Source organism: Microbacterium sp. (genome assembly GCF_044340635.1).
Taxonomy (GTDB): domain Bacteria; phylum Actinomycetota; class Actinomycetes; order Actinomycetales; family Microbacteriaceae; genus Microbacterium.
The window spans coordinates 85,284-108,874 of the sequence record NZ_JBIITF010000005.1; the positions used below are offsets into that span (position 1 = coordinate 85,284).

The 23,591-nt window shown below is 67.1% G+C and carries 23 protein-coding genes and 1 tRNA gene; 18 read left to right on the plus strand and 6 right to left on the minus strand.

The window, feature by feature from the left end; genetic code table 11:
* The first annotated feature begins 1 nt into the window (after position 1).
* The 11 genes from ACIQ0W_RS06455 to rplA all read left to right on the plus strand — a co-directional run bounded on the left by ACIQ0W_RS06455 (position 2) and on the right by rplA (position 10,208).
* A complete protein-coding gene (locus tag ACIQ0W_RS06455; protein ID WP_396641964.1) occupies positions 2-1,360 on the plus strand; it encodes a flavin monoamine oxidase family protein in 1,359 nt (452 codons plus the stop codon).
* Positions 1,357-2,265 carry a universal stress protein gene (locus tag ACIQ0W_RS06460; RefSeq protein WP_396641965.1) on the plus strand — a complete coding sequence of 303 codons (909 nt, stop codon included), beginning with the start codon at positions 1,357-1,359 and terminating at the stop codon, positions 2,263-2,265. Before ACIQ0W_RS06455 ends, ACIQ0W_RS06460 begins: the two co-directional genes overlap by 4 nt.
* Positions 2,262-3,845, plus strand: coding sequence for an APC family permease (locus ACIQ0W_RS06465; protein ID WP_396641966.1), 1,584 nt, complete (start codon positions 2,262-2,264; stop codon positions 3,843-3,845). The genes ACIQ0W_RS06460 and ACIQ0W_RS06465 overlap by 4 nt, the downstream gene beginning before the upstream one ends.
* Positions 3,842-5,314 (plus strand): NAD-dependent succinate-semialdehyde dehydrogenase, encoded by a 1,473-nt coding sequence (locus tag ACIQ0W_RS06470; protein ID WP_396641967.1) that lies wholly within the window; start codon positions 3,842-3,844, stop codon positions 5,312-5,314. Before ACIQ0W_RS06465 ends, ACIQ0W_RS06470 begins: the two co-directional genes overlap by 4 nt.
* A gap of 21 nt (positions 5,315-5,335) precedes the next feature.
* Positions 5,336-6,700 (plus strand): NAD-dependent succinate-semialdehyde dehydrogenase, encoded by a 1,365-nt coding sequence (locus ACIQ0W_RS06475; protein WP_396641968.1) that lies wholly within the window; start codon positions 5,336-5,338, stop codon positions 6,698-6,700.
* A gap of 85 nt (positions 6,701-6,785) precedes the next feature.
* Positions 6,786-7,223 (plus strand): pyridoxamine 5'-phosphate oxidase family protein, encoded by a 438-nt coding sequence (locus ACIQ0W_RS06480; RefSeq protein ID WP_396641970.1) that lies wholly within the window; start codon positions 6,786-6,788, stop codon positions 7,221-7,223.
* A 148-nt stretch (positions 7,224-7,371) separates the two neighbouring features.
* Positions 7,372-7,444 (plus strand) — tRNA-Trp (locus ACIQ0W_RS06485).
* Positions 7,445-7,492: 48 nt separating this feature from the next.
* Entirely contained in the window at positions 7,493-7,771 is a 279-nt protein-coding gene (gene secE, locus ACIQ0W_RS06490) for a preprotein translocase subunit SecE (protein WP_396642040.1), read from the plus strand.
* 64 nt (positions 7,772-7,835) lie between these two features.
* Complete coding sequence (gene nusG, locus ACIQ0W_RS06495) at positions 7,836-8,975, plus strand: transcription termination/antitermination protein NusG (RefSeq protein WP_396641971.1); 1,140 nt, start codon at positions 7,836-7,838, stop codon at positions 8,973-8,975.
* Positions 8,976-9,072: 97 nt separating this feature from the next.
* Positions 9,073-9,504 (plus strand): 50S ribosomal protein L11, encoded by a 432-nt coding sequence (rplK, locus tag ACIQ0W_RS06500; protein WP_036302113.1) that lies wholly within the window; start codon positions 9,073-9,075, stop codon positions 9,502-9,504.
* A 14-nt stretch (positions 9,505-9,518) separates the two neighbouring features.
* Complete coding sequence (gene rplA, locus ACIQ0W_RS06505; protein ID WP_396641972.1) at positions 9,519-10,208, plus strand: 50S ribosomal protein L1; 690 nt, start codon at positions 9,519-9,521, stop codon at positions 10,206-10,208.
* 55 nt (positions 10,209-10,263) lie between these two features.
* Here the strand turns inward: rplA and ACIQ0W_RS06510 are convergent, their stop codons facing one another.
* Positions 10,264-10,902 (minus strand): LysE/ArgO family amino acid transporter, encoded by a 639-nt coding sequence (locus ACIQ0W_RS06510; RefSeq protein ID WP_396641973.1) that lies wholly within the window; start codon positions 10,900-10,902, stop codon positions 10,264-10,266.
* Positions 10,903-10,971: 69 nt separating this feature from the next.
* On the opposite strand from ACIQ0W_RS06510, the gene ACIQ0W_RS06515 reads away from it, so the two are divergent.
* Positions 10,972-11,859, plus strand: a complete 888-nt coding sequence (locus tag ACIQ0W_RS06515; protein ID WP_396641974.1) for a LysR family transcriptional regulator ArgP — start codon at positions 10,972-10,974, stop codon at positions 11,857-11,859.
* Positions 11,860-11,870: 11 nt separating this feature from the next.
* On the opposite strand, the gene ACIQ0W_RS06520 is transcribed toward ACIQ0W_RS06515, so the two are convergent.
* The 4 genes from ACIQ0W_RS06520 to ACIQ0W_RS06535 form a co-directional block, all read right to left on the minus strand.
* Positions 11,871-12,890: an NADP-dependent oxidoreductase gene (locus ACIQ0W_RS06520; protein ID WP_396641975.1), complete on the minus strand. Its 1,020-nt coding sequence runs from the start codon at positions 12,888-12,890 to the stop codon at positions 11,871-11,873.
* A gap of 171 nt (positions 12,891-13,061) precedes the next feature.
* On the minus strand, positions 13,062-13,541 hold the full coding sequence (locus ACIQ0W_RS06525; protein WP_396641976.1) for a MarR family winged helix-turn-helix transcriptional regulator: 480 nt from the start codon (positions 13,539-13,541) through the stop codon (positions 13,062-13,064).
* The gene (locus ACIQ0W_RS06530; protein ID WP_396641978.1) at positions 13,538-15,205 is read right to left on the minus strand and encodes an MDR family MFS transporter; all 1,668 of its coding nucleotides are present in this window, start codon (positions 15,203-15,205) and stop codon (positions 13,538-13,540) included. Before ACIQ0W_RS06530 ends, ACIQ0W_RS06525 begins: the two co-directional genes overlap by 4 nt.
* A 145-nt stretch (positions 15,206-15,350) precedes the next feature.
* Positions 15,351-16,034 carry a YqaJ viral recombinase family protein gene (locus tag ACIQ0W_RS06535; RefSeq protein WP_396641979.1) on the minus strand — a complete coding sequence of 228 codons (684 nt, stop codon included), beginning with the start codon at positions 16,032-16,034 and terminating at the stop codon, positions 15,351-15,353.
* Positions 16,035-16,312: 278 nt separating this feature from the next.
* On the opposite strand from ACIQ0W_RS06535, the gene ACIQ0W_RS06540 reads away from it, so the two are divergent.
* The 3 genes from ACIQ0W_RS06540 to rplL all read left to right on the plus strand — a co-directional run bounded on the left by ACIQ0W_RS06540 (position 16,313) and on the right by rplL (position 18,661).
* A complete protein-coding gene (locus ACIQ0W_RS06540) occupies positions 16,313-17,296 on the plus strand; it encodes a hypothetical protein (protein WP_396641980.1) in 984 nt (327 codons plus the stop codon).
* Between the two features lie 408 nt (positions 17,297-17,704).
* A complete protein-coding gene (gene rplJ / locus ACIQ0W_RS06545; RefSeq protein ID WP_396641981.1) occupies positions 17,705-18,220 on the plus strand; it encodes a 50S ribosomal protein L10 in 516 nt (171 codons plus the stop codon).
* 51 nt (positions 18,221-18,271) lie between these two features.
* The gene (gene rplL, locus ACIQ0W_RS06550; protein ID WP_100811881.1) at positions 18,272-18,661 is read left to right on the plus strand and encodes a 50S ribosomal protein L7/L12; all 390 of its coding nucleotides are present in this window, start codon (positions 18,272-18,274) and stop codon (positions 18,659-18,661) included.
* Positions 18,662-18,757: 96 nt separating this feature from the next.
* On the opposite strand, the gene ACIQ0W_RS06555 is transcribed toward rplL, so the two are convergent.
* On the minus strand, positions 18,758-19,759 hold the full coding sequence (locus tag ACIQ0W_RS06555; RefSeq protein WP_100813386.1) for a LacI family DNA-binding transcriptional regulator: 1,002 nt from the start codon (positions 19,757-19,759) through the stop codon (positions 18,758-18,760).
* A 277-nt stretch (positions 19,760-20,036) separates the two neighbouring features.
* Between ACIQ0W_RS06555 and ACIQ0W_RS06560 the strand changes: the two genes are divergently transcribed.
* The 3 genes from ACIQ0W_RS06560 to ACIQ0W_RS06570 all read left to right on the plus strand — a co-directional run bounded on the left by ACIQ0W_RS06560 (position 20,037) and on the right by ACIQ0W_RS06570 (position 23,582).
* Positions 20,037-21,362 carry an ABC transporter substrate-binding protein gene (locus ACIQ0W_RS06560; RefSeq protein WP_370651753.1) on the plus strand — a complete coding sequence of 442 codons (1,326 nt, stop codon included), beginning with the start codon at positions 20,037-20,039 and terminating at the stop codon, positions 21,360-21,362.
* Positions 21,363-21,477: 115 nt separating this feature from the next.
* On the plus strand, positions 21,478-22,611 hold the full coding sequence (locus tag ACIQ0W_RS06565) for a carbohydrate ABC transporter permease (RefSeq protein ID WP_100813335.1): 1,134 nt from the start codon (positions 21,478-21,480) through the stop codon (positions 22,609-22,611).
* Entirely contained in the window at positions 22,611-23,582 is a 972-nt protein-coding gene (locus ACIQ0W_RS06570) for a carbohydrate ABC transporter permease (protein WP_100813336.1), read from the plus strand. Before ACIQ0W_RS06565 ends, ACIQ0W_RS06570 begins: the two co-directional genes overlap by 1 nt.
* Positions 23,583-23,591: the final 9 nt, after the last annotated feature.

Consider the following 23,591-nt stretch of genomic DNA (forward strand, 5'->3'; position numbering starts at 1 on the left):
GATGAGCGAGATCACCCGTGACGTCGTCGTCATCGGGGCGGGAGCCGCGGGACTGACCGCGGCGAACGCGCTCCGCAAGGCCGGCCTGTCGGTCGCCGTCCTCGAAGCCCGCGACCGCGTGGGCGGGCGCCTCTGGACCGACGAGATCGAGGGCGCGATGTTCGAGATCGGCGGGCAGTGGGTCTCGCCCGACCAGGACGCCCTGATCGACACGGTCGCCGAGCTCGGACTCGAGACATACTCGCGCTACCGCGAGGGCGACAGCGTGTATGTCGGGCCGGACGGTGTGGCGCACCGCTTCACGGGCGAGATGTTTCCCGTCTCGGCGGAGACCGAGCGCGTGATCGCCGAGATCACCGAACGGCTCGACGCGATGGTCGCCGAGATCGACCCCGACCGGCCGTGGGCGCACGAGAAGGCCGCGGAATGGGATCGGATCTCGTGGGATGCCTGGCTGCGCGCGCAGACCGACGACGACGAGGCGGTGCGTAACCTCGCCTTCGCGACCGGTTCGGCGATGCTCACCAAGCCGACGCACACCTTCTCTCTGCTGCAGTCGCTGCTGATGGCCGCGTCGGCGGGGTCGTACTCGCACCTGGTCGACGCCGACTTCATCCTCGACAAGCGCGTCGTCGGTGGCCTCCAGCAGGTTCCGATCCTGCTGGCCGAGCGCCTCGGTGAGGATGTGCTGCTGAACGAGCCGGTGCGCACGCTCGAGTGGGGCGATTCGGGTGTGACCGCCGTCGCCGACACCACGACCGTCCGCGCGCGTTTCGCGATTCTCGCGCTCGCGCCGAACCTCTACTCGCGCATCTCGTACGTGCCGCCGCTGCCGCGGTTGCAGCACCAGATGCACCAGCACCTGTCGATGGGCTTCGTCATCAAGGTGCACGCCGTCTACGAGACGCCCTTCTGGCGCGACAAGGGCCTCTCGGGTACGGCGTTCAGCCCGTACGAGCTCTCGCATGAGGCGTACGACAACACCAATCACGGGGATGCGCGCGGAACGCTCGTCGGCTTCGTCTCCGATCAGACCGCCGATGACCTCTTCCGCCTGAGCGCCGAAGAGCGCAAGGAGCGCATCCTCGAATCGTTGTCGCACTACTACGGGCCCGAGGCGAAAGACCCCGTCGTCTACTACGAGAGCGACTGGGGTTCGGAGGAGTGGACGCGCGGCGCCTACGCCGCGAGCTTCGACCTGGGCGGACTCGCCCGCTACGGCGCAGACCTGCGCACCCCCGTCGGGCCCATCCACTTCGCCTGCAGCGATCTGGCCGGCGCCGGGTACCAGCACGTCGACGGTGCGATCCGCATGGGTCGCGAAGCCGCAGCACACATCATCGAGGAGGCCCGCGCATGAGCGCACGCGTGTTCGTCGTCGGCTACACGGCGACCGATTCCGGCGCCGACGCCACGGCTCTCGCCGCCCGGCTCGCGACCGCGTCCGGGGGACGGATCGAGCTCGTCACCGTCCTGCTGGACGAGGGCCGCGGGGCCGTCGTTCCGCCCGATGCCAGCTATGACGCGTACGTGCGCGAGCAGGCCGCCGGATGGCTCGAGTCGGCGGTCGCCGCCCTCCCCGACGGGCTCGCCCACGGCACGCACGTCCGCTATTCGGACTCGTTCGCTGCGGGACTCCTGGAGGTGGCCACAGAACTGGGGGCGGCGTATATCGTGGTCGGCGCCTCGCCGGGCGGCATCCTCGGGCGCTACACCCTCGGTGCGGTTGCGAACGAACTCCTGCACTCGTCGACCGTGCCCGTCGTACTCGCCCCTGCCGGCGCCCGCACCGTGACGGCGCCGCTCACCCGCATCACCGCCGCGGTCGGCACGCGTCCCGGCGCAGACGCCCTGATCGAGGACGCCGTCTCGCTAGCCGCCGCCACCGGCGCGACACTGCGCCTCGTGTCCCTCGTGACGATCGATCTGCCCTCGGGAGTCGACACCGGCGTCATCCGGCTCGCCGGATCCACGCACGCCGACATGGTCCTCGCACAGGCGCGCGCAGCGCTCCCCGCCGACATCGTGGCCGAAGCATCCGCCGCCCAAGGGGCGAGCATCGAAGATGCCGTCGCCGAACTCGACTGGCAGGACGGCGAGGTCGTCCTGGTCGGTTCGAGCAGGCTCGCGCAGCCGCGTCGCCTCTTTCTCGGCTCGACCGCCGCCAAGATGCTCCGGACGCTTCCGGTGCCCATGATCGTCGTGCCCCGAACGCACGCTGACGACTCGCCCCGCCCGAACGCTGTGGAAGGAGAACGCGCATGAGCACCACCCGAAAGAGCGTTGCCGAAACCGGGGACCCGGTGACCGGGGGACTCTCCAAGAAGGGCCTGAGCGCCGGGACGGTCGGCCTGATCGGCGCGGTCGTCATCGGCATCTCGTGCATCGCCCCGGCCTACACGCTGACGGCTGCCCTCGGCCCCACGGTGTCGGAGGTCGGATTCCAGGTACCCGCGATCATCCTCATCGGATTCATCCCGATGCTGCTCGTCGCGTTCGGCTACCGCGAGCTCAACCGCCAGATGCCGGACTCCGGCACATCGTTCACGTGGGCCGCGCGCGCCTTCGGCCCGTGGGTCGGCTGGATGGCCGGCTGGGGGCTGATCGCCGCCACGATCCTGGTGCTCTCGAACCTGGCGGGCATAGCCGTGGAGTTCTTCTTCCTGCTGATCGACCAGATCGCGCAGACGAACGGCGCGATCGCGGATCTCGCGTTCAACCCGTTCATCAACGTCGCCGTGTGTCTGCTGTTCATGCTGGGCGCCACGATGATCTCGTATCGGGACATGCAGACCACGCAGAAGCTGCAGTACTTCCTCGTCGGGTTCCAGGTGCTGGTGCTCGTCGTCTTCGCGATCGCCGCGTTCGTGCACGTCGCCCAGGGCAACGCGTTCGACGCCTCGATGCCCGAGCTGTCGTGGTTCAACCCGTTCGCGGTCGGCTCGTTCACCGCCGTCGTCGCGGGACTGTCGCTGTCGATCTTCATCTTCTGGGGGTGGGATGTCACCCTCACGATGAACGAAGAGACCAAGGACCCGGAGAAGACGCCGGGTCGCGCGGCGACGCTCACGGTCATCACGATCGTGGTGCTGTACCTGCTCATCTCGATCTCGCTCCTCGCGTTCGCGGGAATCGGGACGGGGGAGCTCGGACTCGGCAACGAGGACATCCAGGCGAACGTGTTCTTCTTCCTCAGCGGCCCGATCCTCGGCCCGCTCGCGTTCCTCGTGTCGCTCGCGGTGCTGACCAGCTCGATCTCGTCCCTGCAGTCGACATTCGTCTCGCCCGCACGGACGCTGCTCGCGATGGGGCACTACGGCGCCCTGCCGAAGAAGTTCGCCGCGGTCACGCCCCGCTTCTTCACCCCCGGCTACGCCACGATCGTCTCGGCGGTGATCGCTTCGGCCTTCTACGCCGTCATGCGCTTCGTCAACGAGAACGTCCTGTGGGACACCATCACGACCCTCGGCCTGATGATCTGCTTCTACTACGGCATCACGGCGTTCGCGTGCGTGTGGTACTTCCGCAAGCAGTGGTTCGACTCGGTGCGCAACGTGTTCTTCACGCTGCTGTTCCCGCTCGTCGGCGGGATCATCCTGGCGGCGCTGTTCGTCATCACGCTCGTCGAGAGCATGGACCCCGACTACGGCAGTGGAACCGAATGGTTCGGCCTCGGTAGCGTTTTCGTCCTCGGGGTCGTGATCATCGGCCTCGGCATCGTCATCATGGTGATCCAGCGCTTCCGCAGTCCCGCGTTCTTCCGCGGCGAGACCCTGTCCCTCGACGCACCCCTCAGCGCACGTTCCGCCAAACGACAGCGCGCAGATAAGGAATCTCTCCGATGAGCATCACCCCCGAGCGCGAAGCAGCGCTGCTGGCATCCATTCCCTCCGGGCTCTTCATCGGGGGAGAGTGGACGGATGCGACGGGTGCTCGAACCTTCGACGTCCGTGACCCGGCAACCGGTGCCGTCATCAAGACGATCGCCGACGCGACGCCCGAAGACGGGATGCGCGCCCTCGACGCGGCCGTCGCCGCCCAGGACGCCTGGGCCGCGACGCCCCCGCGCACCCGCAGCGACATCCTCCGTCGCGCCTTCGACCTCGTCCAGGAGCGCACGGAAGACCTGGCGCTCGTCATGACGCTCGAGATGGGCAAGCCCCTCGCCGAGTCTCGCGGCGAGGTCGCCTACGGCTCGGAGTTCTTGCGGTGGTTCTCGGAAGAGGCCGTGCGGATCACGGGGCGCTACGGGCTCAACCCCGAGGGCACCGGCCGGATGGTCGTCTCGCAGCGGCCCGTCGGTCCGTCGTTCTTCATCACACCCTGGAACTTCCCGCTCGCCATGGCGACCCGCAAGATCGCCCCTGCGCTCGCCGCCGGGTGCACGGTCGTGATCAAGCCCCCGGCACTAACGCCGCTCACAACGATGCTGTTCACGACGATCCTGGAAGAGGCGGGACTGCCGGCCGGCGTCGTCAATGTCGTCAACTCGTCGTCGTCATCGAAGCTGGCCGCGCCGATCATCGCCGACCCGCGGCTGCGGAAGCTCTCGTTCACCGGCTCGACGGGCGTGGGGCGCAAGCTCATCGCGCAGGCCGCCGAGGGTGTGCTGCGCGTCTCGATGGAACTCGGCGGCAACGCGCCGTTCGTCGTGTTCGAGGACGCCGATATCGATAAGGCCGTGGATGGGGCCATGCAGGCCAAGTTCCGCAATATCGGTCAGGCCTGTACGGCCGCGAACCGGTTCATCGTGCACGACGCGGTGGCCGACGAGTTCGCCCGCCGGGTGAGCGAGCGGGTCGCCGCGATGCGGATCGGTCGCGGCACGGAGGACGGCGTGCAGATCGGACCGCTCATCGACGAGGATGCGGTGGCCAAGGCATCCGCCCTGGTCTCCGATGCCGTCGAGCGCGGCGCCCGCCTCGTCACGGGCGGTTCGGCGATCGAGGGCGAGGGATCGTTCTTCGAGCCCACCGTCATCTCCGACGTGGTCGCCGGCAGTGAGATCCTGCGCGAAGAGATCTTCGGGCCGGTGCTCGCGATCGCGCGCTTCCGCGACGAGGACGAGGCGGTTCGCCTCGCGAACGACACCGAGTACGGGCTCGTGTCGTACGTCTACACGACCGATCTCGCGCGCGGACACCGGATGATCGATCGCCTCGAGACCGGGATGATGGGACTGAACGTCGGGGTCGTCTCCAACGCGGCGGCACCGTTCGGGGGTGTCAAGCAGTCCGGCATCGGACGCGAGGGCGGCCTCGAGGGCATCCACGAATACCTGTCGACCAAGTACACGCTGATCCCCGTCGACTGACGCGGACGAATGGGAGCGATCATGACCGAATACGCTGTCGTCAATCCGGCCACGGGCGAGACCCTCGCCACGTACGACACCTTCACGGATGCGCAGATCGAGGCCAGCGTCGCCGCGGCCACCGCTGCGTACCGCGACTGGGCGCGCGACGCATCCGTCGCCGAACGCTCCGAGCGCCTGAATCGCGTGGCAGACCTGCACCGCGAGCGGCGCGAGGAACTGGCCGAGATCATCGTGCGCGAGATGGGAAAGCCGCTCGCCGCGGCGCTCGGAGAGGTGGATTTCGCCGCCGACATCACGCAGTTCTACGCCGACAACGCCGCGAAGATCACGGCCGACCAGCCGATCGACATCCTCGGCGAGGGCACGGCGGTCGTCCGCCGGTCACCGCTCGGCCCGCTGCTCGGGATCATGCCGTGGAACTTCCCGTACTACCAGGTCGCCCGATTCGCGGCGCCGAACGTCGCGATCGGCAACACGATCCTGCTCAAGCACGCCCCGCAGTGCCCCGAGTCCGCGGCCGCGATCGAGCGGATGTACCTCGATGCCGGGTTCCCCGAGGGCGTCTACGTCAATCTGTACGCCACCAACGAGCAGGCCGCGACCATCATCGCCGATCCGCGCGTGCAGGGCGTCTCGGTCACCGGATCCGAGCGTGCGGGCGCGGCGGTCGCCGAGGTCGCCGGACGCAGCTTGAAGAAGGTCGTGCTCGAACTCGGGGGTTCGGACCCGTTCCTGCTGTTCTCGACCGATGACATCGACGGCGCCGTGGAGGCGGCGGTGGAGGCGCGTCTCGACAACGTCGGGCAGTCCTGCAACGGTGCCAAGCGATTCGTCGTCGTGGATGCGCTGTACGACGCGTTCGTGGAGAAGTTCGCTGCCGCGATGAGCGCCGCTACGGTCGGCGACCCGATGAGCGAGGACACGGTGCTCGGGCCGCTGTCGTCCTTGGCCGCGGCCGAACGTCTCGAGCAGCAGGTGCAGCGTGCCGTCGAGCAGGGCGCAACCCTCGTCACCGGTGGCGTGCGCGACGGCGCCTTCTTCCCGGGCACGGTCCTGACAGATGTCACCCCGGACATGGATGCGTACGGCGAGGAGTTCTTCGGACCCGTCGGCGTCGTCTACCGCGTCGCGGATGAGGCGGCCGCCGTCGCCCTCGCGAACGACACGGGCTTCGGGCTCGGCTCGTACGTCTTCACCACGGACGAAGCGCAGGCAGAGCGGGTGGCCGATGCCATCGACGCGGGCATGGTCTACGTCAACCTCGTGCTCGCGGACTCGCCCGAGCTGCCCTTCGGTGGGGTCAAGCGGTCCGGCACGGGCCGCGAGATGGGCCTGCTGGGTGCCGACGAGTTCGTCAACAAGAAGCTCATCCGTGTGGCCTGATCTGCGAGGCGCCTGATATTCACGGCCCCGGGTCATGGCGGGCATGAGGCATCCGGGGGACGATAGTTCTGAGGAGGTCTGTCTCATGGACGAGATGAACGAAGCCGTGAATCGCCTGAGCGAACAAGAATGCTGGGACCACCTGCGGATGCAGCAGCTCGGCAGACTCGTCACGCACGTGGGGCATGTGCTGGACATCTTCCCCGTCAACTACGTCGTCGACGACGAAACCATCGTCTTCCGCACCGCCGAGGGCAGCAAGCTGTTCGAACTCACCGTGAACGACGAGGTGCTGTTCGAGGTGGACGACCACTCGGGAACGGATGCGTGGAGCGTCGTCGTGCGGGGGCATGCCCGCCGACTCGCGACGAGCGACGAAGTCGATGCCGCGGACGAGTTGCCGCTGCGCCCCTGGATCCCGACGCTCAAGTACAACTACGTGCGCGTCACGCCCGTCTCGCTCACCGGCCGCGCTTTCGAGATCGGACCGGAGCCCGACCGGTACGGCGCCGTGGACTCCTGAGGGCGACAGGCATTCGCGACCTTCCCCGGGCATGACGTAGACTTGCGGTGCAGTCGAAATCTGCATTCTTTGCCGTGCCCGCGGTCGGGCGAAATCCTCTTCGTGAGCACGGTGCAAGAGTGCGGGTCCGGGGCCGGAGACGGTCCTTAGGGCGGTAGCTCAATTGGCAGAGCAGCGGTCTCCAAAACCGCAGGTTGCAGGTTCGATTCCTGTCCGCCCTGCGCGTCAGCCCCGAGCTGACACACGAAAGGTACATTCAGGTGAGTGCAGTGGCCCAAGACGAGCCGAACGGCGAGATCGTCGCGGCGGGCAAGACGGATCGCGGAAAGAAGCCCGGCTTCTTCGCCCGCATCGTCCTGTTCATCCGGCAGGTGTTCGCCGAGCTCCGCAAGGTCGTCACGCCGACGCGCCAGGAACTGCTGAAGTTCACCGCGGTGGTGCTCGGATTCGTCGTCGTCATGATGGCGATCGTCTACGGCCTCGACTTCGTCTTCTCCTGGATGGCCTCGGTCGTCTTCGGGACGCCCGGCGAACTCGTCGGCGCATAGCCGAAGCGCACCCAGACCGAATCATCGGCGGCCCGAACGGGCCGTCATCAACGGAAGTGATCCAGTGACCGAAAGATTCACCGACGACGCCGACTGGGCGACGGCCGCCGAGCAGTCCAGTGAGGACGACGAGGCGCAGGAGGGCGACCAGCTCGCCGCCGAGGAGCGCTCGGTCGAGCCCGCAGAGCACGCAGCGCTGCACGTCGTGAATGACGGGGACGAAGATGAAGACTTCGCCGAACTGGATGACATCGAGATCGACGACCCGGAGGCCGACGCTATCGTGAACGACGCCCTGCACATCGACGAGGCCGCTGAGGCCGAAGCGGCCGCTGAGGTCCTGACCGATTCGCTCGAGGACGAAGAAACCGAGCGCGCGGCAGAGGACGCTGAAGAGGTCACCCCTTACGACGGCCCCGACATCAACGGTGAGCCGGACGCGCCCGTTCTGGATGAAGACTTCGTGGCCGAGGTCGACGCCGCCGAGGGTGTCGTCGACGACGTCGAAGCATCCGTCAGTCCCGCCGACGCCGCGACCCCCTCAGAGGACGCCTCGGAAGAGTCGGACGACGACGAGACCGAGGTCGACCCGTACGAGGCGTTCCGCGCCGAACTGCGCTACCTGCCGGGCAAGTGGTATGTCATCCACTCGTACGCCGGCTTCGAGCGCAAGGTCAAGGCGAACATCGAGCAGCGCAAGTCGTCGCTCGAGGTCGAGGACGAGATCTATCAGATCGAGGTCCCGATGGAGGACGTCGTCGAGATCAAGAACGGCCAGCGCAAGATGGTCACCCGCGTGCGCATCCCGGGCTACGTGCTCGTGCGCATGGACCTGAACGAAGACACCTGGTCGGTCGTCCGTCACACGCCTGGTGTGACCGGCTTCGTCGGCAACGCCCACAACCCCACGCCCCTCCGTTTCGAGGAGGCCTTCAACATGCTGAAGTCCCTCGTCGAGATCAAGGAAGTCGCTACGGCCAAGTCCGGCAGCGGCAAGGGCTCGGCTACGCAGGCGCGCAGCATCGTCACCGAGGTCGACTTCGAGGTCGGCGAGACGATCACGATCAAGGAAGGCTCGTTCGCGGGCCTGCCCGGCACGATCAGCGAGATCAAGCCCGAAAGCGGCAAGCTCACGGTGCTGGTGTCGCTCTTCGAGCGCGAGACCCCGGTCGAGCTGTCGTTCGACCAGGTCAACAAGCAGTAAATACAGACCACCGCCCCGGAGAGACCGGACGCGGGAGAAGGATTCGGCCCCTGAGCTTGTCGAAGGGTCCGAATCGTTCGATGAGAGGAAAACAAGAATGGCACCCAAGAAGAAGGTGACCGGCCTGATCAAGCTCCAGATCAAGGCCGGAGCCGCCAACCCGGCGCCGCCGATCGGGCCCGCGCTCGGTCAGCACGGCGTCAACATCATGGAGTTCTGCAAGGCGTACAACGCGGCGACCGAGGCCCAGCGCGGCAACGTCATCCCCGTCGAGATCACCGTCTACGAGGACCGCAGCTTCACGTTCATCCTGAAGACGCCCCCCGCAGCCGAGCTCATCAAGAAGGCCGCTGGCGTTGCCAAGGGCTCGCCGACCCCGCACACGACCAAGGTGGCCAAGCTCACCAAGGCTCAGGTGCGCGAGATCGCCGAGGTCAAGCAGCCCGACCTGAACGCGAACGACATCGAGGCCGCCTCGAAGATCATCGCCGGCACCGCCCGTTCCATGGGCATCACGGTTGAGGACTGAGGGGAATAACGACTATGGCTACCAAGTCCAAGGCCTACCAGGCCGCCGCCGCGAAGATCGCGGCTGACACGTTCTACACGCCCACCGAGGCCGTTGCTCTGGCCAAGGAGACCGGCTCGGCGAAGTTCGACTCGACCGTCGAGGTCGCGCTGAAGCTCGCCGTCGACCCCCGCAAGGCCGACCAGATGGTGCGCGGCACCGTCATCCTGCCCCACGGCACGGGTAAGACGGCGCGCGTCATCGTCTTCGCGACGGGCCCCGCGGCCGAAGCTGCCATCGCGGCCGGCGCCGACGAGGTCGGTGGAGCCGAGCTCATCGAGAAGGTTGCGGGCGGCTACACGTCGTTCGACGCGGCCGTCTCGACGCCCGAGCTCATGGGCCAGGTCGGTCGCCTCGGAAAGGTGCTGGGCCCCCGCGGTCTGATGCCGAACCCGAAGACCGGCACCGTGACCCCCAACCCGGCCAAGGCCGTCGAGGAGATCAAGGGCGGAAAGATCGAGTTCCGCGTCGACAAGCACGCCAACGTCCACTTCGTGGTCGGCAAGGCGTCGTTCTCGGCTGAGCAGCTCGACGAGAACATCAAGGCGGCGCTCGACGAGATCGTTCGTCTGAAGCCGTCGAGCTCCAAGGGTCGCTACATCCAGAAGGGTGCGGTGTCGACCACGTTCGGCCCCGGCATCCCGCTGGACGTCAACGCGATCTGACGCACTGCATAAACGAAGGGCCCCACCGGAAACGGTGGGGCCCTTCGTTGTCGTTTCAGCGGAACACGACGAGGCTGATGCCGAGCCCGATCATCACGACGGCGATCGAGGCATCGAGGATCCGCCAGGCCCGTTCGGTGGAGAGCAACCGGCCGAGGTAGCGGGCGCCGAACGCCAAGCCCGAGAACCAGACCGCGCTGGCGACGATCGCTCCCGCCGCGAAGGCCCACGGGCTCGCGTGGGTCGCCGCGATGGAACCGAGGAGAAACACGGTGTCGAGGTAGACGTGCGGGTTCAGCCATGTCAGGGCGAGCGCCGTCGAGGCGACCGCGACGGCGCTCGTCTGCGTCGCCGTCCTGGCCGTGGTCGCACGAGCGGTCTGGCCTGTGGATGGGACCAGAACCTCGCCGCTCGGGCGCCACGCACGGCGTGCGGCGAGGCATCCGTAGGTCACGAGGAAGACCGCTCCCGCCCAACGCACGATCTCGGTCAGCCAGGGGAGCGCCTGCAGAGCCAGACCGACCCCCGAGACGCCGAGCGCGATCAGCGCGGCGTCCGAGACTGCGCAGATGGTGGCCACGAGCACGATGTGTTCGCGGCGCATACCCTGGCGCAGCACGAACAGGTTCTGCGCGCCGATGGCGATGATAAGCGAGAAGCCGAGACCGAGGCCCGCGACGGCGGAGATGAGCACGAGTCGAAGCTACGGTGCCGGGCTGATTAAGGCCAGCTCATGTTTCTTCCGCACCATTAGCATGGCTTCATGAAGCTTCCGCTCGAACTGGTGGCGACCGTGGCGGCTGCCGTGGACGCCGGCACCCTCGACGCCGCGGCGCGCACTCTGCACATCACGCCGTCCGCGGTCAGTCAGCGCATCCGGGCGCTGGAGGAACGAATCGGGCGGACGTTGCTGATCCGCTCGAAGCCACTGCGCGCGACCGAGGCGGGCGAGACCGTCGTTCGCCTGGCCCGCCAGCTCGCCCTTCTGGAGCACGACACCCTCCGCTCGCTCGGGCTCGACGAAGAGGGGCCCGCGCGGCTGGCGTTGGCGGTGAACGCGGACTCGCTCGCCACCTGGTTTCTCCCGGCCCTGGCTCGGATCGTGGCGGAGGGGGACGTAGCGATCGAACTGCATCGCGATGACCAGGACTACACGGCCCGCCTGCTCGCAGACGGAAGCGTCTCCGCCGCTGTCACGTCGCAGAGCGCCGCGGTCGCGGGCTGCACGGTGACCCCCCTCGGAGTCATGTCGTATCGGGCGTGCGCGACTCCGGCGTTCGTCCGGCGCTGGCTTGCGGACGGGGTGAACACGGAATCGCTCGCGATCGCACCCGTCATCGAATACGACCGTCGAGACGACCTGCAATCGCGGTGGCTCCGCACACGCGGCGCATCCGTCGAGGCGCCGCCACGGACCTACGTCCCCGCGTCGCACGACTTCGCGGCAGCGGTGCGCTCAGGCCTCGGATGGGGGATGCTCCCGCCCCTGCAGGCGGACGCGCCGATCGCCGCCGACGAGATCGTGGTGCTCGAGGGCGACCCGATCGATGTGCCGCTCTACTGGCAGCAGTGGGATCTGCGTTCGCCCCTGCTCGATCGCGTCGCGCGCGTTGTGGTCGACGAGGCGCGACGGGTGCTCAGCCCGACGTGAGTATGCTCCGGCTAGTCGTCGCTGACCCGCAGCACGATCTTGCCGCGCGTGTGGCCGTCTTCGATCTCGCGGTGCGCCGCGGCGGCGTCCCCTAGGTCGAACACGCGGTCGATGTAGACCTGGACCGATCCCGACGCGAGCAGGCGAGCGATCGTCGCGAGCGCCCCGCCGTCCGGAATGACTTTGTAGGTGGAGGCGCGGACGTCCGCCGCCGCCGCATCCTCTTCGAACGTCGGCCAGCTCCCGGTCGGCACGTTCACGATCAGTCCGCCCCGCCGCAGGACTCCCAGAGAGCGACTGCCCGTGGCGTCGAGGGTGTCGCCGACCAGGTCGATCACGACATCGACGTCGGCGACGACATCCTCGAACTTCGTCGTGGTGTGATCGATGACGACGGATGCTCCGAGTTCACGCAGCCAGGCGGCGTTCCGTCCCGAGGCCGTCGCCGTGACGTGTGCGCCGAAGTACGACGCGAACTGCACGGCGAAGTGACCCACACCACCGCTACCGGCATGGATGAGGATCCGCTGACCCTCGTGCGCGTGCGCGGTCTCGATGATGAGTCCCCAAGCCGTGAGCGCCGCGAGGGGCACTCCCGCCGCCTCGACGTGAGAGAGGCCCGTCGGCATCTTGGCGACCGAGAGAGAGGACACGACCGCATACTCCGCATAACTGCCGGGCGTACGCGGGAACGAAGCCATGCCGTACACGGGCGTGCCGGGCTGAAGGGGATGCGTCTCGAACGGCGCGCGAACGACGATCCCGCTGAAGTCGAAACCGGGGACCGCGGGGTACGACGCGATCGCCGTCGACACGCCGCGACCCGATCGTGTCTTGGCGTCGATCGGATTGACCCCGGCGGCGACGACTCGCACGAGCAGTTCGCTCATCACGGGAGCCGGGGTCGCGACCTCGGTCAGATGCAACGAGTCGGCGTCTCCGGGCTCATCGAACACGACGGCGCGCATCGTGTCGGGGACGCTCGGCGCCTCGGCGGGCGCTCCCGCGGGTCGTGGGGGGCGAACTGCCATGGCGGTGCTCCATTCTGCGCGATCCTGCGAACCGGCAAGCGTGCTCATGCGGCATGATGCACCTGGTTCGGGGGCGCTATTGCCCCGAGGATCGGACTGGTCCCAGTAAAGCCGGGGATTGTCTCGACGGTGTTACGCAGGTGCTAACGTGCCGCTACGCCATACGGGTCGTCAGGCGGAGCCGGACGGGGTTTCGCCGGTCGAGGCTGCGCGGAGCAGCCGCGTCAGAGTCCGGATGTCTGACACATCCCAATCCGCGAGTCGGTCGTGCAGGGCGTGAGGGTCGGCGCTCCGGGCGGCTGCGAGCCGCTCCACACCTTCCGGCGTCGCCGTCAGCCGCGTCGACCGGCCGTCGGCCGGATCCGCGGCACGATCGACCAGGCCGGCCTGCTCCAGCTCGCGCACCGTCCGGCTCACCTGGCCCTTATCGGCGACGAGTGTCTCGGCGAGAACGGACGGGCTGATGGGCCCGTGCTTGACGATCGTCGTGAACACCTTGTACGCGCCCGGCAACATCCCCGGACTGAGCCTGTCGGCACGGGCGGCCATGACCTGACGCATCCGTACCGAGAGTTCACCGAACTCCGATTCGAGCTCCCGCACCGCCTCATGCCAGTCCGGGTTGGAGGCACTGCGCGGCTGATCGGTCATCGCTCGACGGTACCCTTCCCCGACGCGGGGATCGACTCCATGCCCTCGCTGGCGGAGAAGGTGGCGAGATCTGCCTCACCGGCGGCAAGCCGCTCGGTCGTCGTCATCCGGGTCAATGGCAGATTGGGCAGGAAGAGGATCGCGATGAAGCTCACGATCGCCAAGGGAACGGCGAACAGGAACGAGTGCGCAATCCCCTGTGCGTAGATGTCCTCGACGATGACGCGAGCGCCGTCGGGGAGCGTGTTCACCGCGGGGAGCGTTCCCGACTGCAACTGAGCCGCGAACGCGAGGCCCGCGTCGCCGAGCGGCGCGAGCGCGGCGCCGATCGCATCCCGGTACCGGACGAATCCGTCGGCCACGCTCGACGCGAGCGCGGCACCCATGACGGACACGCCGATGGTGCCGCCGAGGCTCCGGAAGAACGTGACGCCCGAACTCGCGGCACCCATCTCCTCGGGTTTGGCGGTGTTCTGCACGACCAGGACGAGGTTCTGCATCGTCGCGCCGACGCCCGCGCCGAGCAGGAACATGTACAGCGCAACGAGGGGGTAGGGCGTGTCGTACTGCAGCGTCGACAGCAGCACCGAGCCGGCGATGAGCGAGAGCGAGCCGCCGATCATGTACGACTTCCAGCGTCCGAAGCGGCTGATGAGCTGACCGATGAGGATCGAGGCCACGAGTAGCCCGCCCATCATCGGGATGGTCAGGATTCCGGCTTCGGCCGGGGTCGCCCCGCGCGACATCTGCATGTACTGGCCCAGGAACACGGCTGCCCCGAACATCGCGAGCCCGGTGGCGATCGATGCGATCACCGAGAGCGTGAAGGTGCGGTTGCGGAACAGCGAGAGCGGGATGAGCGGTTCGCGCGAGCGCAGTTCGACCACGACGAACAGGACGGTGGCGACGACGACCCCGCCCACCATGAGAGCCGTCTCGACGCTCCACCAGTCGTAGTTCTTTCCGGCGTTGGTGATCCAGACGAGCAGCAGAGAGACGGCGGTCGAGAGCAGGACGATGCCGAGGTAGTCGATGCGGACCTTGCCGCGTCGGACGCGCGGAACGTGCAAGGTGCGCTGGAGGATCACGAAGGCGGCGATGGCGAAGGGGATCGCGACGAAGAAGTTCCACCGCCATCCGATTCCGTCCGTGATGAATCCACCGAGGAGGGGCCCGCCGACCGTGGCGAGCGCCATCACGGCGCCGAAGAGACCCATGTAGCGGCCGCGTTCACGCGGACTGATGATGTCGGCCATCAGAACCTGGCTGAGGGCGGCGAGTCCACCGGCGCCGAGACCCTGCACGGCGCGGAACGCGATGAGCGTGCCGGAGTCCTGTGAGAAGCCCGCCGCGGCGGTGGCGAGCACGAACAGAGCAAGCGCCAGCTGGATCAGCAGCTTGCGGTCGAACAGGTCGGCGAGCTTGCCCCAGATCGGCGTCGAGATCGCCGTGGTGAGGAGTGTGGCGGTGACAACCCAGGTGAACACGGTCTGATCGCCCTGCAGGTCGTGGACGATGACCGGCAGCGACGTGGAGACGACGGTTGCCGCGAGCATCGAGACGAACATTCCGAGCAGCAGCCCGGAGAGCGCCTCGAGGACCTTCCGGCGCGACATCGGTGCGGGCGGTGTGGCGTCGGTGGACGCAGAAGTCGAGGTGGCCATGGGGCCCTTTCCTGCGGAGCGAGCACCACGAGGCGTGGCGCAAAAGTTGAGTAAAGTCAACTATATCCCTTGATTGACGAAAGTCAACTAAATGGTTCGGGCGCGCCGATGAGCCGGCTCTGCGACCGGAATGCGGAGGAGGGGCTCAGTCCGCGAGGGCGAGCGCGCGGAACGGCTGCCGCGGGGTGACGGACGGCATCCGCTCTTCGACGAACTCGAGCGTTCGTACCGGGGGAGGCGTCGCGGGTCGCGTGGTACGGCGGTGCAGTTCATCGATCAGCGCATCCGCCAGGCGGACGAGGCGCGCGATCTCGCGGTCGTCTCGGTCCACCCACGCGCAGCGGGGTTCGTCGCCGATCGGCACGAAGCCGTCGTGCTGTTCCCACGCCACGAGCGTGCGCTCGGCGCCGAGCACGTGCTGCTGCCACCAGATCTGGCGCATGTACGAGCGGGGGATGGATCGCCACGCCTTGTTCGTGGTCTTGATCTCGGCCAGCGTGATCGATCCGCTGGGTGTCGTGGCCACGCCGTCCGGAGTGGCGAGGTGCCGCTTCTCCGCGACCGCGTGGAACAGGGCCGAGGAGGGAAGGATGCCGTGGGTTGCGGCGACCCACGCGGCGATCTCGGGCTCGCGCCTGCGGCCGTGATCGGTGAAGGCGTTGCCGCTGAAGCGCGTGCCGATGAGCTTCGCGTCTGCGGCCTTCGCGATCGCGTTGTCGCTCGTGAGGCTCGCGACGTCGGTCGCGGTGATGCCGCGGGACCGGGCCCGCACCCACGCCACGCGGTCGCGGGAGTCCGCGACGATGCGGGCGGCGAGTTCGGGAAGCACGAATCGACCCTAACCCCGCGCCGACCTGCGCCCGGCCCCGGCACGCGGCGCCGGCCGCACCCGCCCGCGCCCGCACCCGCGCTCCGCGCCGAGTGCTCGCGAGTGCACGGCTTGTCGTCGAGTGCACGACCTGCGTGCAGTGCAGAAGTCGTGCACTCGGGTGCAACCCGTGCGCTCGCGGGGTACGGGGCTTCCTTCACACGGAGCTCGGACATGCCGATTGCACAGATGTGCTGTGGAGGGCCTCGAATGTCGACCTATCGCCGCAGCGTGGACTCATGTCACGTCATGCCCCGACCGCCGAACTCGCTCAGATGCTCGTGTCGCGCAGGCAGTTGCTCGCTGCCGGCGTCGCGTCCCGGGAGATTGGATCGAGAGCTCGGGACGGTGACCTGGCGGTCGTGCGTCGCGGTTGGTTCGCCGAGAGAGCGCTCGTTGGCGACCTCTGGCCGGAGTCGCGCCATCTGCTCCATGTGCTGGCTGTGGCACGGGATGGTCAGGGCGGCGGCGTCGCCTCACACATCTCGGCGGCGGTGCTGCACGGGTTGCCGCTATATCGCGTGCGGGCCGCGCGTGTACACCTGACCACCGACGCACCTCGTCGGATCGCGAGCGGACCGGATGTCTTTCGGCATGTGGCGCCGTTGCCGCCGTCGGATGTCACGACGGTTGACGGTGTGACGTGCACAACGGTGGCGCGAACAGTGTTCGACTGCGTCCGCTCTCTGCCACTCGAGGCGGCGGTGTCGATCGCGGATGCCGCGGAGCGTTCGGTGGCCTTCCGTCAACGGGAGTGGGACCAGGACGCGGCTGACCGCTGGCGCCACGCCCTGAGGATGCGGATCGAGCAAGCGTCCGGAGCTCGAGGCATCCGTGTCGCGCGCTTCGTCGCAGAGTTCATGAACGGGCGTGCGCAATTGCCACTCGAGTCCGTGAGCCGGCTGCAGCTGCATCGGTTGGGGTTCCGCGCAGTTCGGCTGCAAGTGCCCGTGGCGGCACCGGACGGAGGCTGGTACTTCGTCGACCTTGGTCTCGATGACATCGAGACGTTCGGCGAATGCGACGGGGATGCCAAGTACCGCGACGAAGCGATGCGTTCCGGTCGCTCGCTGGAGCAGGTTCTGCTGGACGAGAAGGCACGCGAGGACTGGATTCGCGGAACTACGAAGTGGCGCATGATCCGCTGGGGTGACCGTGCCGCGGCGTCGGTGCAGGCCTTCGCCACCCGCCTGCGCGCGTTCGGCATTCCCATCCCGCGCTAACTGACGCCCGAGTGCATGACTTGCGAGCGAGTGCACGACTTGGCGCGGTCAAGAAGTCGTGCACTCGGGCGGAACCCGTGCATTCGCGGGAATGGGCGGGGTGCGGGGTGCAGGGTGCAGGGTGCGGGATGCGGAGCGGGCGGGGGCGGAGGCCGCGGGATTTGGGGGACGGATGCCGGTCGCGTAGAGTATTGGTAACCACAGACCGCTGGTCATTGGTGTGCGCGCAAGCGCATGGCAATCGAAGCTCTGCACATGCAGGGGCCCGCGCAGGTGACACGAACGACATAGCCCGTGAGGGTCGTCCAGCTCCGTGCGCTTGCGCCGGAGCTTTTTTCATGCGCGGAACCGGTTTCTGTGGCCGGTGTCCCGCCATCGTGGGGCGCCTCGTACACACAAGGAGTGGCCATGGCGCAGAAGGACGCATCGGTTGCCGAACTCACGAAGAACTTCGAGGGCTCGACTGCCGTACTGCTGACCGAATACCGCGGGCTCACGGTTGCTGAGCTCAAGGAGCTTCGCAACAACATCCGTGAGCACGCCAGCTACGCCGTGGTGAAGAACACGCTGACCAAGATTGCGGCCAACAAGGCCGGGATCTCCTCGCTGGATGACGAGCTTCAGGGCCCGTCCGCCATCGCGTTCGTGCACGGCGACCCGGTCGCCGTCGCGAAGGGGCTGCGCGACTTCGCCAAGGCACACCCTCTTCTGGTCGTCAAGGGCGGTTACTTCGACGGTAACCCCCTGACTGCAGAAGAGGTCGGCAAGCTCGCCGACCTCGAGAGCCGTGAAGTCCTGCTGGCGAAGCTCGCCGGCGCGATGAAGGCCTCGCTGTTCGGAGCCGCCTATCTGTTCAACGCACCGCTGTCGAAGGCCGTTCGCACGGTCGACGCGCTGCGTGAGAAGCAGGAATCCGCAGCCTGACCCTCGGGTCCGGCGCGGCAAGCACGTAAAACCAACACAAGGAGAAACATCATGGCAAAGCTCACCACCGAGGAGCTGCTCGACGCGTTCAAGGAGCTCACGCTCATCGAGCTCAGCGAGTTCGTGAAGAAGTTCGAGGAGACCTTCGAGGTCACCGCCGCCGCTCCCGTCGCCGTGGCCGGCCCCGCCGCCGGTGGCGCGGGTGCCGCTGCTGAAGAGGTCGAGGAGAAGGACTCCTTCGACGTCGTCCTCGAGGCTGCCGGCGAGAAGAAGATCCAGGTCATCAAGGTCGTTCGCGAGCTGACCAGCCTGGGTCTCGGCGAGGCGAAGGCTGTCGTCGACGGTGCCCCGAAGGCTGTGCTCGAGGGCGCGACCAAGGAAGCCGCCGAGAAGGCGAAGGCTTCGCTCGAAGAGGCCGGCGCAACCGTCACCCTCAAGTAATTCGGAACGATCGACGGGCGTTCAACGCCCCGAAATCGTCTCCCGTCAGAAAGCCTCGGATGTCCGCATCCGGGGCTTTCTGCGTGCCCGGGTACGTCAGGTGCTTGGCGGAGCCGCCGTCGACGCGCGCATCACCATACGGGCGGGAGCGGTCGTGCGCTCGGGGGGTTGGGTGCCGTCCATCATCGACATGAGCATCGCGACCGCATCTTCGCCCTGACGACACGGGTCCTGCTCGACCGTGGTGAGGGCGAACATCTCCGCATAGTCGTGCCCATCCACGCCGATTGCGCTCAACTGCGAGGGGACGGCGATCCCCAGGCGCTGAGCGGCGATGATCGCCCCGATCGCGACCTCGTCACACGCCCCCACAATTGCCGTCGGGCGGGCGTCGGCATCAGCGAGGGCGGACGTCGCGGCGGAATAGCCCGCGGTGATGGTGAGGGCTGAGGGGTGCACCGTCACCGGGAGCCCCGCCTCACGCATGGCCTGGACGTAGCCCTCTTGTCGGTCGTCGACATCGCGGGCAGGCGGGTCGCCCTCCGGCGTCGCGCCGATGAAGGCGACCCTCGTGTGGCCGAGCGCCAGCAGGTGCTGCGTGATCATGCGACCGATGGCGACATTGTCGATGCCGAGGGTGACGATCCCCGCCAACGTGTTGCCGATGCAGACGGTGGGTTTGGCAAATCCGACCAGGCTCTCGAGATCGGAATCGTCGGGCTCGAGTGCAACGGCGATCACCCCATCGAATCGCTTGCGGGCCAGGAAATGCCGATACAGGCGGTCCCGGTCGCGCGAGTCAGGCTCGGCCACGTAAAGCGTGAGGTCGTAACCCAACCGCATGAGCGAGCGCTCTATTCCCTCGATGATCTCGCCGAAGTACCAGCGCCCGACCCGGGGTACGACGAGGGCGATCGTGTGAGTCCGCCCCGTGACCAGGCTCGCGGCGCTGCTCGACGCGACATATCCCAGGTCGCGCGCTGCCTGCTGAACCCGCTCGCGAGTCTCCGGTGCGACATAACCATGGCCGGTGAGCGCCCGGCTGGCCGTGGCCTTCGACACGCCGGCCCGGCTCGCCACATCGGCGATACCGCTCATCGCATCTCCCTTGATGTAGCCCGCGGAGGCGCGGATAGCCTCGGTGAAGGAATCGTTTCCATACGGCATGCGACGGCGAGCAGGGAGATCGAGACCCTCAGGGTGACCATATCACGGCGCAAATTGCTCAATTCTTGAGGGTTATCGAGTCGTGACTTTGTGTCGATTGTGGGCCGGTCTGGAGTCATCTACGGTGGTGATGGAATCGGTTCCAAGGCCCGTATGGACCGGACGATTCTTCGGCGCGACTACGCGCGCACTCGATGAGGAGGACCAGATGAAGACAATGCGACGGGGCAGGATCCTCGTCCTGGGATCCATGCTCGCGATCGGCGGCCTCACGCTCGCCGGCTGCACGGGCGGACCCGGGGAATCGAACGGCGGTGGCGACGGCGGCGACGACAACGTCGTCACGGTCTACGGCACCATCAGCAACACCGAGGCCGATCTGCTCAACGAATCGTGGGCGGAGTGGGAAGAAGAGAACGGCATCGACATCGAGTACGAAGCCTCTCAGGAGTTCGAGGCGCAGATCGCGGTTCGTGCCCAGGGTGGTAACCCGCCCGACCTCGCGATCTTCCCGCAGCCCGGGCTCCTGGCAGACATGGCGGACCGCGGATACCTCGTGCCCGCGCCCGAGAGCGTCCAGGAGAACGTCGCGGAGTACTGGTCCGAGGACTGGGCCGCGTACGGCACCGTGGACGGCACCCTTTACGGGGCGCCCCTCATGGCCAGCGTGAAGGGTTGGGTCTGGTACTCGCCCGCGACCTTCGCCGAGAACGGCTGGGAGGTCCCCACCACGTGGCAGGGACTTCTCGACCTGACGGCAGAGATCCAGTCGACGACCGGCGCCGCGCCCTGGTGCGTCGGGTTCGGTTCGGACGCGGCCACCGGATGGCCGGGCACCGACTGGATCGAGGACGTCGTGCTCCGTCAGTCGGGCACGGACGTCTACGACCAGTGGGTCACGAACGAGATCTCGTTCACCGACCCGCAGATCGCGTCGGCGTTCGACGAGGTCGGCAAGATCATCCTCAACCCGGACTATGTCAACGCCGGCTACGGCGACGTCCAGTCGATCGGCACGACGCCGTTCGGCGACCCGGCCACGGCGCTTGTCGCGGGTGACTGCCTGCTCCACCACCAGGCTTCGTTCTACGACGGGTTCATCGTGGACGCCGGCGGCACAGTGGCCGAAGACGGCGACATCTGGGCGTTCCTGACGCCTCCCTTCGAGGAAGGTGCCGAGGGTTCGGTCGTGACCGGTGGCGGCGAGATCGTCGGCGCGTTCAGCGACCGCGAGGCCGTGCAGCAGGTACAGGCGTACCTGTCCAGCCCCGAATGGGCCAACAGCCGCGTCGCGCTCGGTGGCGTGATCTCGGCGAACAACGGACTCGACCCGGAGAACGCGTCGAGCGAGATCCTGGTCGCCGCGATCGAGCTGCTGCAGGACCCCGAGACGACGTTCCGCTTCGACGCTTCGGACCTGATGCCCGGTGCTGTCGGTGTGGGAACGTTCTTCGCGGGAATGCGGGACTGGGTCGGCGGAACTCCGACACAGACCGTGCTCGAACAGATCGAAGCCGGCTGGCCGTCCAGCTGACCGGAAGGAATCCGGGGCCGCCCCTATTCAGGGGCGGCCCCACCTCCGTACTCTGAGGGCAGGCTGAGCGTTCGCGCCCCGCCCCGAGTTCAACGAAGCACTCGAAAGGATTCCCGTGGCCGCTTTCCTGCAGTGGTTGAGCACCCTCTCACCCTGGCTGGAGATTCCCATCATCATCGGCGCGTTCGTCGTGGTGATCGGTCTCCTGCTCTTCTTCATCGAAATAGCCCCTCGGAAGGGCCGCAAGTACACCATCATTCGCCTCGCGGCGTGCATCCTGATCCCGCTCATCGTGCTGTGGGTGCTGCAGTCCTACACCTGGGCGATCCTCGCCGCGGGTGTGCTCGGACTGCTCTTCTTCTGGCTCGACATGCGCGCGAAGTCCGGCGCGGGATACCTGTTCCAGCTCGTCGGGTTCCTGAGCCCCGCGCTCATCCTGCTCATCGTTGGACTCGTGGTCCCGTCGATCCAGACGATCGTGCAGGCATTCATGAACTCGCGCGGCACGGCGTTCGTCGGTCTCGACAATTTCGCGTGGATCTTCTCGACCGAAAACGGTATCCGCACCGTCCTGAACACGATCGTCTGGGTGCTTGTCGCCCCGATCGTCTCGACGATCGCGGGTCTCGCCTACGCCTACTTCATCGACAAGACCCGCGGCGAGAAGTACTACAAGATCCTCGTGTTCCTGCCGATGGCCATCTCGTTCGTCGGTGCATCGATCATCTGGCGCTTCATGTACACGGCGCGCCCCGACGATCAGAATCAGATCGGATTCCTCAACCAGATCATCGTGTGGTTCGGTGGGCAGCCGATCAACTTCCTCGCCGCCGAGCCGTGGAACACCCTGTTCCTCATCGTCGTGCTGATCTGGGTGCAGACGGGTTTCGCGATGGTCGTGCTTTCCGCCGCCATCAAGGGCGTTCCCGCCGAGCAGCTCGAGGCCGCGCAGTTGGACGGCACGAATGGATGGCAGAGCTTCATCAACGTCATCGTGCCGGCGATCCGCCCCTCGCTGATCGTCGTCCTGACGACGATCTCCATCGCGTCGCTGAAGGTCTTCGACATCGTCCGCACGATGACGGCGGGGGCCAACGGCACCTCCGTCATCGCGAATGAGATGTACACGCAGTTCCGCAGCTTCGAGACGGGCCGATCCGCCGCCTTCGCCGTGGTGCTGTTCCTCCTGGTGATGCCGATCATCATCTACAACGCAAGACAGCTCTCCAAGCAGAGGGAGGTGCGCTGATGAGCGCGGTACAACCGGTCGAATTGCCGCTGGACAAGGAGGCTCGCGAAGAGCTCTCGCGCGGTGAGCGCAAGGTCGAGCGGGAGATGCTCGGCCGCACCAAGAAGCGTTTGACGTCGCGCTGGGCGACCGTGGCCGCGCTCGTCATCGCGATCCTGTGGACGATCCCGACCTTCGGGTTGTTCATCACCTCGTTCCGTCCCCGGGAGTTGATCCAGACCACCGGGTGGTGGACGATCTTCGAGAACTGGGGCTTCACCCTCGACAACTACGGCACGGCGCTGCAGTCGGGCAACAGTCAGCTGAACATGGCGGGCGCGTTCGTGAACTCGATCGCGATCACCCTGCCGGCGACGGTCATCCCGATCGTGATCGCGTCTCTCGCCGCGTACGCGTTCGCGTGGATGAACTTCAAGGGCAGAAACCTGCTCTTCCTGTTCGTCTTCGCGCTGCAGATCGTGCCGATCCAGATGGCGCTGATCCCGCTTCTGCAGCTCTTCTCCCAGGGGTCGATCTTCGGAGTCCCGGTGATCCAGGCGATCGGGGCGTCCGGATATTCGCAGGTATGGATCGCGCACACGATCTTCGCCCTTCCCCTGGCGATCTATCTGCTGCACAACTTCACGTCTGAGATCCCGGGCGACGTGATCGAGGCGGCCCGCGTGGACGGGGCCGGGCACGGACAGATCTATTTCCGGATCGTTCTGCCGTTGACGGTGCCCGCTCTCGCATCCATCGCGATCTTCCAGTTCCTGTGGGTGTGGAACGACCTGCTCGTGGCCCTGATCTTCGCGGACGGCAATGTCGCGCCGATCACGAAGCTGCTGGCCGAGCTCACCGGTAACCGCGGTCAGGACTGGTACCTGCTCACCGCGGGCGCCTTCATCGCGATCGTCGTGCCGCTGATCGTGTTCCTCGCGCTGCAGAGGTTCTTCGTGCGCGGCCTGCTGGCGGGCTCGACGAAGGGCTGATTGTGCGGA

Excerpts from the sequence above, each read along its gene's own strand:
- ACIQ0W_RS06455 (WP_396641964.1), top strand. The coding sequence starts at position 2 with ATGAGCGAGATCACCCGTGACGTCGTCGTCATCGGGGCGGGAGCCGCG.
- ACIQ0W_RS06460 (WP_396641965.1), top strand. The coding sequence starts at position 1,357 with ATGAGCGCACGCGTGTTCGTCGTCGGCTACACGGCGACCGATTCCGGC.
- ACIQ0W_RS06465 (WP_396641966.1), top strand. The coding sequence starts at position 2,262 with ATGAGCACCACCCGAAAGAGCGTTGCCGAAACCGGGGACCCGGTGACC.
- ACIQ0W_RS06470 (WP_396641967.1), top strand. The coding sequence starts at position 3,842 with ATGAGCATCACCCCCGAGCGCGAAGCAGCGCTGCTGGCATCCATTCCC.
- ACIQ0W_RS06475 (WP_396641968.1), top strand. The coding sequence starts at position 5,336 with ATGACCGAATACGCTGTCGTCAATCCGGCCACGGGCGAGACCCTCGCC.
- ACIQ0W_RS06480 (WP_396641970.1), top strand. The coding sequence starts at position 6,786 with ATGGACGAGATGAACGAAGCCGTGAATCGCCTGAGCGAACAAGAATGC.
- rplK (WP_036302113.1), top strand. The coding sequence starts at position 9,073 with ATGGCACCCAAGAAGAAGGTGACCGGCCTGATCAAGCTCCAGATCAAG.
- rplA (WP_396641972.1), top strand. The coding sequence starts at position 9,519 with ATGGCTACCAAGTCCAAGGCCTACCAGGCCGCCGCCGCGAAGATCGCG.
- ACIQ0W_RS06515 (WP_396641974.1), top strand. The coding sequence starts at position 10,972 with ATGAAGCTTCCGCTCGAACTGGTGGCGACCGTGGCGGCTGCCGTGGAC.
- ACIQ0W_RS06520 (WP_396641975.1), bottom strand. The coding sequence starts at position 12,890 with ATGGCAGTTCGCCCCCCACGACCCGCGGGAGCGCCCGCCGAGGCGCCG.
- ACIQ0W_RS06525 (WP_396641976.1), bottom strand. The coding sequence starts at position 13,541 with ATGACCGATCAGCCGCGCAGTGCCTCCAACCCGGACTGGCATGAGGCG.
- ACIQ0W_RS06530 (WP_396641978.1), bottom strand. The coding sequence starts at position 15,205 with ATGGCCACCTCGACTTCTGCGTCCACCGACGCCACACCGCCCGCACCG.
- ACIQ0W_RS06540 (WP_396641980.1), top strand. The coding sequence starts at position 16,313 with ATGTCACGTCATGCCCCGACCGCCGAACTCGCTCAGATGCTCGTGTCG.
- rplJ (WP_396641981.1), top strand. The coding sequence starts at position 17,705 with ATGGCGCAGAAGGACGCATCGGTTGCCGAACTCACGAAGAACTTCGAG.
- rplL (WP_100811881.1), top strand. The coding sequence starts at position 18,272 with ATGGCAAAGCTCACCACCGAGGAGCTGCTCGACGCGTTCAAGGAGCTC.
- ACIQ0W_RS06555 (WP_100813386.1), bottom strand. The coding sequence starts at position 19,759 with ATGAGCGGTATCGCCGATGTGGCGAGCCGGGCCGGCGTGTCGAAGGCC.
- ACIQ0W_RS06560 (WP_370651753.1), top strand. The coding sequence starts at position 20,037 with ATGAAGACAATGCGACGGGGCAGGATCCTCGTCCTGGGATCCATGCTC.
- ACIQ0W_RS06570 (WP_100813336.1), top strand. The coding sequence starts at position 22,611 with ATGAGCGCGGTACAACCGGTCGAATTGCCGCTGGACAAGGAGGCTCGC.